The organism is Burkholderia sp. MS455, from assembly GCF_016899445.1.
Taxonomy (GTDB): domain Bacteria; phylum Pseudomonadota; class Gammaproteobacteria; order Burkholderiales; family Burkholderiaceae; genus Burkholderia; species Burkholderia pyrrocinia_C.
On record NZ_CP041778.1, the window covers coordinates 2348961 to 2361683 of the forward strand.

Below are 12723 nucleotides of genomic sequence, written 5' to 3' on the forward strand. Positions count from 1 at the left end.
CCTGAATTCGATACCTGTGCGGCCCTGCCGAACCGAGTGCACGAATCCGGCGTGGCCGGCTGGATCTCGGCATTGCGCTACTGGATGACTTTGACCTCGTACAAGTTTGTCGAAACAACCGTCACGGACATCTGTTCGGCTACCGACGTGACGGTGCTGCCAACCAACGGAAACAACTTGCTATCGAGCCCGCCGGACAGATTGATGGCCGGCTTCGGTAGCGGCGCACCTTTGTCATCCACGTACGCGCATGTCACCTGCAAACGCGCCAGCTGGGCGCGCACCGAATTCCAGTCGGTTTGGGTGGCAGGGCACGCCTTCAACATCGCCGTCACCCATTCCCGCTTGAAATGCAGTGCCTTGTCGAGATCCTCCCAGCCCTCTGGCGGCGGGTCCGTTTCGTCCAGCTCCGTACTCATCACCGGCGGAACGGTATCTTCGTGATCGAGCCCGAGTTCAATCGGAATCGTCACCGTAAAATTCAGGCACAGACGCGGCTTGTCACCCAGCGATTGCCAGAAATTCCCCAGACTCGACAGGTGCTCCGACGGCGCCACCACCTGTACGTACGCCGCCGGCAGGTGCTCCAGTCGCATGTTCAGCAACCCATTGAGCGCCGTGTTCATCACCTGGACCGGTTGGCCGTCATACGGGACCGGGGTGGGTTTTGATTGTTCCCAGTAGGTCAGCAGATAGCAGCAGCGCATGTGAACCCGTCGCGGCGCCAGTTGATGCACGCTCGCCTGATAAGCACGCGGCTGACCGTGCCGCAACTCCAGATCCTCCTGAATATCGTAAAGAAACACACAGATGGTCGGGTCATTTGGCAAGTTTTCCTTATCGACCATATCAAATCGAATTTTAATGGTGCCATCGATATATTTTGTGAGTGCATCCTCAATCCCCTTGTTCAAGAAGATCAGTGTCCCGTCACTTTTGGCATTCATTTTTCCCTGTCCCATGATCTCGTCCTCATCGCTTGCTTTACCCGTCTATCGAGCCTTGCCGACTCAACCGTTCGCACAATTGTCATCACTGCTCCAGCGTCGGCATGATCCGCCCCGTCTTGCCCAACTCGCGACGCACCGCCCGTTCGATATCCGCATGGGTCACCTCCCGCGCCTCTTCCGCCGCCAGCCAGCTCGCGAGCAGCGCCACGTTGCGAATCCCCGCACCGGTCAGTGTCGTCGCCGACGCCCATTGCGCCCAATCGACCGAGTCATCGACGCTGACCTGCTTGGGCCAGATCTCGCGCCACATCCGTTCGCGCAACGTCTCGTCCGGTGAATCGAAGCGCGTGATAAACGTCAGCCGGCGCGTGAACGCATCATCCAGATGCGAGCGATTGTTCGTCGTCAGCACCACCAGCCCCGGATACTGTTCCAGTCGCTGCAGCAAGTACGACACCTCGATGTTCGCGTGCCGGTCGTGCGCATCCTTGACCTCGCTGCGCTTGCCGAACAACGCGTCCGCCTCGTCGAACAGCAGCACCCCCGTGTCGGCCACCGCCAGATCAAAGATCTTCGACAGGTTTTTTTCCGTCTCCCCGATGTACTTGTTCACCACCGTCGACAAGTCCACCCGGATCAGGTCCAGCCCCAGCTCGCCGGCCAGCACCTCCGCAGCCATCGATTTACCGGTACCCGACTCGCCATAAAACAGCGCGCTGATCCCGGTTCCGTACCCCACCTTGCGCGCGAAGCCGCGATCGAGCACCGCCTCGCGCTGCCGGATCGCCGCGAGGATCTCCCGTAAGTTCTCACCTAGCGCGTCGCCGATGATCAGATCGTCGAACGTGCGCCGCGGCTGTACCCGTTGCGCCAGTGTCCCGAAATGCTGCTGCCCCCGCACCCGCAACGCTTGCTGCAGGTCGCGCTGCGTGAGCGCTGCCTGCGGGTCGCGCAGCGCCCGGTAGCCCTGCGCTTCGCGCCACGTCTGCGCCAGCACGTCCGGATTCACCCGCGTGCGCCTGAGCAGGCGGGCCCAGTCCCAATCGCCCTCGCCCGCATCGTCCCCCAGGCTGTCCTGCAGCAGCCGGGCGTCGTCCTGAGTCGTACGCGGCGGCAGCGTCACGCACAGCCGCGGCAACCCCGCCAGCACGTCCCCCGCTTCCTCGGCCGACACCAGGCACACCACCGGCTGCCCGTGATCGGCCAGGTACGGCTCCAGCGCCTCCAGCAGTGCCCGATGGCGCGTCAGGCCGGCCGACCATCGGCGCAGCACCAGCACGCAGGCGTACAGACGCGCGGCGCGCAGCGTCGCGCGCAGCAGCCCCCACGCGTCCTGCTCGTCCTGAGGCAGCTGGCTCAGATCCAGCACCAGCATCGGCCGCCCCGCGTCGTGCGCCAGTTGCCCCAGCAGCGCCTCGCGGCCATGGCCTCCTTGCAGCATCAGTAGCGGCGTACTCGCCCCCTGCGGGTTGGGCACGAAGCACGCCCGCGCGATCTCGTCCGCATACGGCGCCCACGCCCCTGCGCGCAGCGGCGAGAACGTCGTGGTCTGCCACCACTGCGCCGCCTCCCCGAGCCCCGTGCGCAACGCCTGGGCCGCCCCACCGCTCAGAAAATGAAAGACCGCATCGTCGATGCGCAGGTAATACGCATCGCCTCGCGTCGAAAATCGTCCGTTGCGCTCCGCCGTATGCACCAACCCTTCGCGCAGCAGCGTCCCCGCTTGCGCGCACAACATCTGTCGATGCGCGATGCGCTCGGCCGGCATCGCGCTAAAAAGCGCCAACGCCAGTTCGATCCCCGGCCAGCTCGCGCTGTCGTCGCCCTGCAGGTAGGCCACCAGCGGCGCGTAGCGCGGCTCGAACAACGGCAGTGCGCAGAGCACCAGCACCAGCGTCTCGAATGGCGTGAGCGCAAAACGCTCGACCACCTCGGCCAACCGTCCCTGCGCGGGCGGTCGCTGCAGTCCCTCGAGCCACGGCGCCGCCGCAGGCTGACGGATCCAGTACGGCGTGCCTTGCAACTGGGCACGATTCGCCTCAAACGTTTCGGGCGGCTGCAACAGCCCTTGCATATTGAAGCGATCCTCGGCGTGCTGTTGTTGCCACATCAGCATCCCTTGCATGACGTGGTCCACGTACTCGAGCCAGGGGCCAAGTGCATCGAGCGCATTCAATGCAACGGGTGCGTTCGCGGTCGTCGTCGCCGGCGGCGGCGTCGCCGTGTCCCGCGCGCGGCGGGTGCGTCGCGCCTTCGTGCGCGGCGAGTGTTCGCCAGCGGCAGCGCCGCCGGTCGATTCGATCAGAGGGGTTTTCATGAGATCCAGTCCACTTCAATCGGAGTCGGCAGCCACGGCAGCATCACCTGCGTCAGCGGCCACGGCAATCCATGCAACAACACATCGGTGGCGTCCGCCTCCACCGCCACGCTCACCCGTTCGTCATCCACGAGCATCCCGGGTCTTTGCAAGAAAAACCCGCGCAGGTCGCCCACGCTGCACCGGTTCAGCGTCGGAATCCCGCCAAACATCTGAGCCAACCACGTGTCGAGCGCGGCCTGCTGCTCGGCCTCGAGCGCTTCTGCGTCGAACGGTGCGTCCCATGCGATCCCGCACAACACGCGCGAGAACGGCGTGCGCCACTCGGCCAGCTCCGGGTCGCCCCACGCCAGCCAGTCCAGCGCGCTCAGCGCCTGCCAGCGGGCCGCGTCGTCCACAAACCGGCCTTCCTCGACCCAGCCGAACTGGGCGAACAGGCTCGGCAGCAGCGGCCACAGCAGCACCAGGCCCGCGTTCGATACCGCCCACGGCTCGCGCGCGTCGGGTGTCGGGACAGGACGGGTGCGTGGGGTCGATTCGGGCGCGCGGGCGTCCGGGGCATGCCTCATCGCGCGCCCTTCAGCAGACAACGGGCCCGAGCGCGTGGCATGGGGTACGCCGCCGGTGGCCGTCCCCGTGTCAGGCCGATCGGTGGGCGACGCACCGGCACGGTTGACGTGCAACGTCGTGCGGGGCGCAGGCAGGCCGAGCACCGCGCGCAGCCGTTGACGCACTGGCGCCGACAGGTTGACCACCCGCGGCGTCTTCTGATGGGCATGCGCCGGCTCCAGCAACCAGGCGTGCAATTGCGCACGCAGCGGTGCCGACAAGGGCGTGCGCAGCAGCGTGTCGAGCCAGGTGTCGAGCGTGGGGTCGGTAGACGACGATGCCGGCGCGTCACTCGGTGCTGGAAGCGCTTCGCTGGGCGTTGCACCCGTGACCGGCTGTGACCGGCCGGATACGTAAGATGTCCCTGCCCGGTCAAGCCGCTCAGCGAGCGACGCGGCGCCCGTCCCGATCGGTCCGTTCGTGAAGGCCCTCGACGTTGCGCTCCCGCGCGACACATTTGGGAGCGACACCGACCACAGTACGGGTTCGTAATGCGCCGCAGCCTCGGGGTGTTGCTGCAGGGCGATCAGGGCCGCCAGCGGCAGTAGCCGCTCACCGTCAGGCTGGGTCGGGATCGGTAGTCGCGTCGGCGCAATCAGCCAGGCGATCAATCTGGACACGCCCGGAGCCGACCACGTCGACACCAGCCGTTGTCGGGCGCGCGGCTGCAACATGCGCAATGCCAGTTCCACCTGAGGCGGTGCTACCGTTTCAGAAGCGGGCGCCTGTACAGTTGCTTCAAATGCCGTCGCCAACCAGCGCTCACGTGTCTCTCGCGTCGACCACGGTCGGGCGTCGGTCATGTAGCCGGTGTCCAGATAGCGCAACAGTTGCGCGAAGGCATCCACCGCGCGCGCGCCGGATGGTGCGCGTGTCATCGCGTCCCCCTCACCGTTCCGCTCCGCACTCGCCCCCCCGTCATCCGCACTCGCGTACCAGCCGGCACGCGACGACATCTCGTCTGTGCCGTTAGCCCCGCATACATCGACGGCCTGGCGATACCCCTGGAGTTGTTCTGCCAATGCCTTCATCACGCGTTCACTCATCTCCGTTTCAAAGCGCGATAGCGCAATCTCGCCCACCTCAAGCGTCAGACGATCGATCAACAATCCGGCCTCGTGTTCCAGCGCACACGCCGTCAGCAGCGTCTCGAGCGGCGCGCGTCCTTCGTCATGGAACCACGCGCTGCAGCGATGCTGCACCGGCTCGGCCTGTTGCCCCGATGTGTGCAGGCGAAAACGGATTTGTCCTACACGGGCTTGTTTCACGAGCACTCCTTCTCCTTTACTGTGTTTTACCGTCAAGCGATCAGATTGTTGAGGCAGAAGGCGTCAATGATGCCTCTCACCGACATGCCACTCCACTTTTACCTAAATTTGAATGTATTCGGCCCAATCTCTAAACGGGAAGAAAACACTACACCCCATCTTCCGCCACCTCCATTCGCGCCCCATTACAAAAAATATCCATTTGAAAATAGCAATTTATCCAATATGGATTGAATCCATTCCTCTGTTAATTACCCCCTCACCACCGCCCCCATCCTGACAGCCACTTCGAAAAATCGAAACCAATTTGATGGGCAAGTGCATCGAATCACAATCGCCATTTCAGGCGTTCAATGCACAGTCATTTCGAACAAGGCAGGAAACATATGAAATCACGACCCTTTTCAGAAAAATCAGCGCTGCGTTGATACAGCGCCCCCGAGTCGACTACCTGACTCTCCTCCATCTCATTCTGCACTCTATATTCAACAAGTGAGGTAGAATCGGACAAATTTCCCGTTATTCAATTCAATCAGTTTCACATCCCCATCAGATAATGGGATGTGCGGAGTGCCGGTACCACAATACTCGAAGCGCTTAATACTGAAGCCTCTTCCATCTTCGTCTTGGTCCTGCCCCTCTGCGCTCACGTACCGCAACGCGATCGAGCCATGGACAACATCACTCTGGGGTACATTGGGATCGTTTGCAATTAATCTGGTATAGCCCTGACAACGTGCTGGGGAAAACGTAGCTGCCGGCGACTTATCCGATCGAACCACCTCGACTATCCAACCGTTTTCCATCGTGAGGTCGCTCGACTGAGTCGTCGCAACTTTTTTCACCATGTCTTTTTCGAATTCCAAAACATAAGCAGCGAAGCTAAATCCAAAACTAAAATGGCGTTTGCCATCGTGGTATACAGACGTATTACAATCCCAGTTCGACCCTGTATCATCGGAGTAGCATGACAAGCTAGCCTTCGGTTGCTGACCGACGGTGATATAAACGTCAATATTTCCGTCCGCTGCTTCAGTGATAGTAGCTTTTAGCGCATCATCTACCACACCCTTGCCAGCAGGCTTGACAGTTACATTTATCAGATTACTTTTTATGTTTGCCACGGAATTTACGTTACTTTCCTGGTAAATACCATGCGCCGGACACTTGATTTTCAACTCAATCGTTTGGCCGACACGCGCACCCGTCACTCTTGTGCCGGAAATTTTCACCTCATCAGCCCCAGGAGAGACACTCCCCTTCGTAACAGTGATTCCCGAACTCGCCCCACCGTACCCTTGAATAAATCCAGCAGACACTACGTCAAATCCATCCTTACTCCAGGTCAGATTCTTTTCGCAACCTTTAACACCCTCATCTATGGCGCTCACCTCCACCGCCACTCTCCGACCAGCAGGGATTACCCCCCCAATCATCTCATCATTTGATGGAACTTCAAACACGACCAGTTCAAACTTTCCCAGACGGTCCTTTTTTAAACTAATCTTTCCCTTAGGATCCAGCTCATTCACGTACTTTTTCCAGTCGTCGTCACTTGTCGAACCCTGTACAAATATCAATCGCCCACCCTTTGTCGGCTTTATTCCATATTTTTCGACCAAATCCTCGGCCGTACCTGCAGGAATCTTTACCGAGTCGGGCCCAGACGGCTGTGCTTCTTTCCTTTCACGATCATCAAACCCATCCCCAAATGCCTTTTTCAGAGATTTTTGCAGCGCGATCTTTGTATTACTCCAATCCTTTTGTTCTTGACGATATGCACCATCCTTCTCAACGATTGCAAGTGCAGCACTAACTGCATCTCGGATCCGATTCTCGACATCCCCCTCATTTTTGGTGCTTCCACAATCAAATCCATCATAATCCGTCTGCTGCTTGATAGCATACTTCACTCTCTTGGCACTTGTGTCGTACCAATCATATGCAAACTTACCCAATTGCTCCTTCCAGGGGCGACCTTCATAATGCGTGGCAGCGTAGGCATCTTTTTCGATATGCCTTTTGACAATTGCACCGGTGCTTTCGATAGTCTGCGTCAGCGCATCATTCAACTCAGCGCCGATTTTCTTTGCATCTCGTAGAAAATCCCACTTTGGCATATCGATATCTACGCCCGATTGTTCAAGCAACCCTATTCTCACGTTAAACTTTGGAATAGGATCAATTGTCGGACACCACGACCATGCACCCACGGCTCGCCCCGTATCCCATTTATCCAAAAAATCCCACTTCCCCACAACCGCTCTCACTTTATCAGCATCATCATGAGCTTCGCCGACAACAATCATCAAGGCATGCTGCGTATAATGGTCGCCTCCATCCTGGGGATTTCCATCCTTATCTAAAAGACCCAATACCGCATAGATACCGGAATCAATTTTAGAGATACTTTTGTCCTTGACCGTAGGGAGCCAAGTGGCCTCGCCATCGGCACCGACACGCGCCATTCTGAGTTGCCGTGTCTCGTAAGGCGATGCACCACTCGTATAAAGGTCCAGGTAGTTATTCAACCCAGAAAGCGAGATAACGCTATCCTTGATAAAATTACCCGGACGTCCCTGCCTGAAATCGTTCAATAATTTTGCCAACTTCTGCACAGCCTGCTGCAGATTCCACCCTTCTCCATACGCTCTATTGAGTGCCGCAGCAATCTGGGCCTCTACACTTTTCGGATCCTTCGCGACGGTATCGCGTTGAAAACCATGTGACGTGTTATTGTCTGCATCTTCGAGCGCCTTAATTGATATCGACTTGAGCGCATCCTTGATTTTAACGATCCCGTCAGCGGTGATCGCAAGACCCGCATCGCTTTTCTGAATGAAATTACCGTCCGCCGGGCCGATCTTCACCTCCAGCGCACCAGTCGTTTTGTCAAATTCCAGCCCGGATGCCGTGGGGACAATCGCAACGCTCAATTTATCACCGGCTGTCGACAGGCCACTCGGACTTGCCAGCGCAAGCTCCAGACCATTCTTCCCCGTGGTAAGACCCTGGGCAGTTTTCACATGCAAACCGCCCGTGGTATCCAGTCCACTATCACCGTCTTTGAGCGCGACCGCCAATGCGTCCAAGGTTGTATCGACCTTCACCGTGGTACCGTCCACCTTCACAGCGACCCCGTTCTTGTCGACCGTAACCCCAGCCCCCTCCTTGACGGTCAGCTTGTTGTCTACGAGCTCCAAACCGTTTCCTGGATGCAGTGTCGTCGCGTCTTGTGGCGTGGCCCCAAGCGCCTGACTCCCGACCGCCGCCAGGTCGATCAGATTCTGGTAGTCATCTTCGTTCGGCGTGGCGCCAGCCCGGTACTTGTCTTTCACACTCGCCACATTGATCGTCTTGTTAGCCATCTCGGCTCTCCTCATTCGAAATTTTTGGGCTTGACCGTCCGGCCAAGCTTCCTGGATACGCTCAATCGACGGGATTCACGTTGGATTCAGAATATGGTCCAGATCCACCGTCAGATTTCCGTTGGCATCGATTTTCAAGCCCTTGTTTTTTGCACACTGCACAAAAACAAATCCCTGTTTTGGATCGAATGCCACCGTCTTGCCGTCCACGTTCAGACCCACGTTGTAATCGCTCCACTTGAGTCCGTGGTTTTCGTCAATGTCCAGTGACACCTCTGTCCCGACCCGCAATGGCTTGACGGCTTGCACCGCGACGCCTTTAACGGTGGTCATGCTCTTGTCGCTGACGTCGACATAAACCTGATCGTTACCGTTGAGCTTCAACCCTCCGCCATTGATGTTGACTGCCACGCCAGTCGCCGTTGCGGAAAGCCCCCCCAGCTCAGCTGCCTTGACCACCAGGGGCGTAATGGGGGCGGCGACTTCATCGGCTCGCTTTGAGGGATCTCCGCCAGCCAGGCCGTCGCCCGGCTGAAACGACACGGCGGCCACATCGATCAAATGCGCGAAATCCTGCTCGCTGGGCACATGCCACGCATCAAAGTTTTTCTTCAGCTCGCTCAGCGAGACTTTTTCCTCAATTTCCATGATATGGAATCCTATTCATGTTGCTGGACGACATATTTTTATTTGGGCTGTTCAACGACTAATTGAGTGACCGCAGCACGTCTTCCGATTTCGTCTTACTCTTCTCAACGTAGACCACGGCTTGCTTCTGGAGGTAGCCACTGCGAAGTGACTCATCCAAGCCCGATGCGTGCTCCGTATAGGTTTTACTTTCATCCGTATTCGCAACGCGCACAAAGCCAATCCCCGTGCGCTGATCGACCGGCCGCTCGCCAATACCCAACAGACGCAACAGTTCGTACGATTGATCGCCTACCGGACGCCCGTCGTTTTGCCAGGTCCGGTACTTGCACGCGAAGTTATCGAAATCGTCCAGCCAGTGAATCTGCAAATTCAGATGGCTGGGCATTTCCTCGCGCACGATCTGCTCGATCCATTGACTCAGCTCGGCCTTATTCTCACTGCCTTTGAGCCAGACTCGATTCAACACGATGCTCATCGTGAACGAGAAACTCTCGACCGAGTAGGGAACGGACCAGGCGTAAGCGTGATCAAGATCTCCCGTCGTCATATCCCAATGCGCCGCCGTCTGCTCTTTCGTATTCAAATCGACCGGCTCAACCGATGGCGGACTAGCCTCCGGGTGCTGCTTGACAGGCAAATCTACGATCCAGTTCACCGTCACGGTTCCCTGAATCGGATCGGCCGCAGCGACCTCGACTACGACATCCCGAAGCGCTTGTGTCTTCGTCAGATCATCCTTGGTCCACACGCTTTGCCAGCGCACCTTGGGCCGCAATGCAAAGCGTTGCCCGACCTTCAACCCGACCGGAAACGACGGCGTCACAAGCAACGTTGCCGTTCCCTTGGTATTGTCCGAACTCAGATATTGCAGTCCGTACACCACCCGCTTCAGCCAGACCTGCGCCAGCCGCCACTGCCAGATATAGAGGTGGTCCTTGTCCTGCAGGAGCTTGGTGCTGTACTTCAGTCGGAGGTGATCGCTCAGATTGATGTGAACCGATACCTTGCCTTGATCACTCGTTACCTCGTGAATCACGATCGCCGTAATCGGCTCGAGTAATTTGCCACCACTTTTCTCTGTTGCCCGCAGTTCGATCAACTGCCCCGGCTGGAGCTTCTGGGAATCCGCCTTGTCAAGAACCAGTGTCAGCTCCGTCTCATCTTTCGAAACATCGACCTTGCTGACGGTTTGCACGTTTGGCCAATCGGCCCCGGGGTGGATCTGCTCCGGCGCCGGCGCGCTGGGCAACAATTCCTGATGCTCGATCACATAGAACGGCAATGCCTCGTCGGGAAACTTTGCCGTTGACTGTTGCAGCGCTTCATCGAACAACATGCTTCCCACACCGAGTCGGGCCGCAATCTTGCGTTGCAGCGCCGACACCTTGCTGATGCTGATCGCTGCACGGTCATACGCCAGCCGCGTTACCTGGCGCAAGAAACCTTGCTGAACGCTGCGGAACTCCAGCGGGTCCGACGCCGATGCCGTCCCAGTGCGCTTGTCTTCCAGGGTCCGCAGCGCCCGTCGTTCACCGAAATACCCGAGCAGGTAATCGAGAATCTCCAGCTCTTTTTCATTGTCTACCGACTGGCCAAGACGCACCCACTGCATCTGGTCGAGCACGTCGGCCTTGATGCATTGCTGGATCTGCTCGACCGCGAGCGGATCTTCGTCCTTTTTCGGCCATTGCGCCGCCCCCCATACCTGTGCGGTGGGATCGCGTCCATCGAACGCCAGCAACCTCGGCAGTTTCTTCAACTGATCCGCACTATTGGCCAGCAGTTGCTCAAACGGTCGCAGGAACTGCAGCAAACGACGTGCAGCCTCGTCTTTACCGGGTGTAAAGGCCTCTGCGGACTGTTGCAGCCCGTAGACGGGCGGCAAACTCGCGCCCACGGTTCGATAGAATCCCGGATTCCGGTACCGACCGTACGGAACCTGCCGCAAGCGATCGTTCTTCGCCGTTTGAGCATCGCTGCGCAGTGTTCCGTCATACGTGAGTTGCACGCCGAACCAATCGGGCGCCACCGTCTGGCCCCGCTTGTAGATCGAAATAGATTGTTCGGGATGATCCAACAGGCCATCCGCCTTGACCCACAGCTGCACCTGCTTGCCCGGTGGAATTTCAATCGGCGCTTGATGCGCGTCCATCCATTGAACCGATTTGATGCCCGGCACCACCCCGACCACCGCTGCCGACAGCGTTTGCAACGAGATACGGTATGCACCGAGTTTGCCGTCGACCACCGGCCGCTGCGGGGGCAGTTGCGTGATCCACCCGTGCTCGAGCCGCGGCCCCGCATACACCTGTTCGGCGGGCTCCCCCTGAGCCAGACGATCGGCTGCAAATTGCCGCGTCGGCGCCGGCAGCAACGCCTGGTTGATTGCCCAGATCGCACGGGCGATCACCTCGTTCATCTGTTGATTCACGGGCAGATCGTCTTCGAGCACAAACTGGACTTTCGGGTTCTGAAACTCCACCGGCACCACCGGCTCGGGCACAATCTCCCACTCGCACAGATTGCGATGATCCTTCAGATATGTCTGCAGCGTATCCAGTGCGGCCTGCTGCGGCACACCTGGGGTGAGCGTCACCCACAGCCGATAGCGCCCCGCCACGTGATAGCGGGCTGCCTCGGGCGTGGTCTGCGATAAAAACTGGAACGCGTACTGATTCGGGTCGTAGGTGTATCCATAGCTGTCGCCCGGCGCGACCGGCGCGATCTGCACGTCCCTAAAACAAAACGTGTTGACCGTCGATTTGTCGTGATCCACCCCCACGGTCAAGTCCAGAATCGCCCGCCGGTAATCGTCGAGCGTCACCGGACTGCTGGTCAGCGACTGTTCCGGGCCGAACTCATGCGCAAAAATCCCGTCGTCGTGTTTCAGATGGATCTGCGGGGATTCAGTCGGGGTGGGCTTTGGCGTCGTCTGCTCCGTCAGCAAATCCGTCAACGGCAGCGTGTGCCGATAGCTGACGTCCGACACGCCGTAGCTGAACGCCTGCAGCAGCGTCACGCCGGGATCGGCGTCACCGCGCGCGCTCCAGCGTTGCCCTGCATAGACTTCCAGCGCGTCTTGCGCGGTCGACCACAACGTGTCGAAGTGAATCTGCTCCTGAATCGCCTCGCTCATTGCGGTGGCGCTTGTCGGTGCCGGCATCGTGGTATCAGCCATGGTTTTCGTTCTCCCGAATCCTCGGCGGCACGCGAAGCCGCCCTGGGCGCGTCACACGGACCGCCCGTCGATTGTTGTGTGCTAGCGGCAGCCGCATCAGGCGCCGCCCCATTGCCATGCGTATCGGAGATCGCTCGCGAGCGGTGTCGCGCGAGGCGGCGCCGCGCTCGACGACCAGCAAGCACGCTCGTGCGTCATCCATCTCTTGCGCCGCGTCGATGCGATGATGGGCGCACGGCGCGAGTGTGCGACGCATCGTGACGCCCGCCCCATACGGACGGAATGCCCGGCGCGTGCGCGACATCGGCCGGCCGCTCCCATCGCGCATCGCCTTGAGCCGACGCATCGCAACAATCGGGCAAACGCCTGTGCCGGCCCACCG

General features: G+C 59.2%; 6 protein-coding genes. All 6 read right to left on the reverse strand.

The features are described from left to right. Positions 1-77: 77 nt before the first annotated feature. Positions 78-962, reverse strand: coding sequence for a DUF4255 domain-containing protein (locus FPJ27_RS14985; RefSeq protein WP_204421640.1), 885 nt, complete (start codon positions 960-962; stop codon positions 78-80). A gap of 70 nt (positions 963-1032) precedes the next feature. Next, a complete protein-coding gene (locus FPJ27_RS14990; RefSeq protein WP_204421641.1) occupies positions 1033-3267 on the reverse strand; it encodes an ATP-binding protein in 2235 nt (744 codons plus the stop codon). Continuing rightward, on the reverse strand, positions 3264-5144 hold the full coding sequence (locus tag FPJ27_RS14995; protein WP_204421642.1) for a contractile injection system tape measure protein: 1881 nt from the start codon (positions 5142-5144) through the stop codon (positions 3264-3266). Before FPJ27_RS14995 ends, FPJ27_RS14990 begins: the two co-directional genes overlap by 4 nt. Before the next feature lie 485 nt (positions 5145-5629). Then, on the reverse strand, positions 5630-8512 hold the full coding sequence (locus tag FPJ27_RS15000) for a hypothetical protein (RefSeq protein WP_204421643.1): 2883 nt from the start codon (positions 8510-8512) through the stop codon (positions 5630-5632). A 75-nt stretch (positions 8513-8587) separates the two neighbouring features. Next, on the reverse strand, positions 8588-9160 hold the full coding sequence (locus FPJ27_RS15005; RefSeq protein ID WP_204421644.1) for a hypothetical protein: 573 nt from the start codon (positions 9158-9160) through the stop codon (positions 8588-8590). Positions 9161-9218: 58 nt separating this feature from the next. Then, positions 9219-12341, reverse strand: coding sequence for a hypothetical protein (locus FPJ27_RS15010; RefSeq protein WP_204421645.1), 3123 nt, complete (start codon positions 12339-12341; stop codon positions 9219-9221). Between the last annotated feature and the right edge of the window lie 382 nt (positions 12342-12723).

Excerpts from the sequence above, each read along its gene's own strand:
- FPJ27_RS15005 (WP_204421644.1), bottom strand. The coding sequence starts at position 9,160 with ATGGAAATTGAGGAAAAAGTCTCGCTGAGCGAGCTGAAGAAAAACTTT.
- FPJ27_RS15000 (WP_204421643.1), bottom strand. The coding sequence starts at position 8,512 with ATGGCTAACAAGACGATCAATGTGGCGAGTGTGAAAGACAAGTACCGG.
- FPJ27_RS15010 (WP_204421645.1), bottom strand. The coding sequence starts at position 12,341 with ATGGCTGATACCACGATGCCGGCACCGACAAGCGCCACCGCAATGAGC.
- FPJ27_RS14985 (WP_204421640.1), bottom strand. The coding sequence starts at position 962 with ATGGGACAGGGAAAAATGAATGCCAAAAGTGACGGGACACTGATCTTC.
- FPJ27_RS14990 (WP_204421641.1), bottom strand. The coding sequence starts at position 3,267 with ATGAAAACCCCTCTGATCGAATCGACCGGCGGCGCTGCCGCTGGCGAA.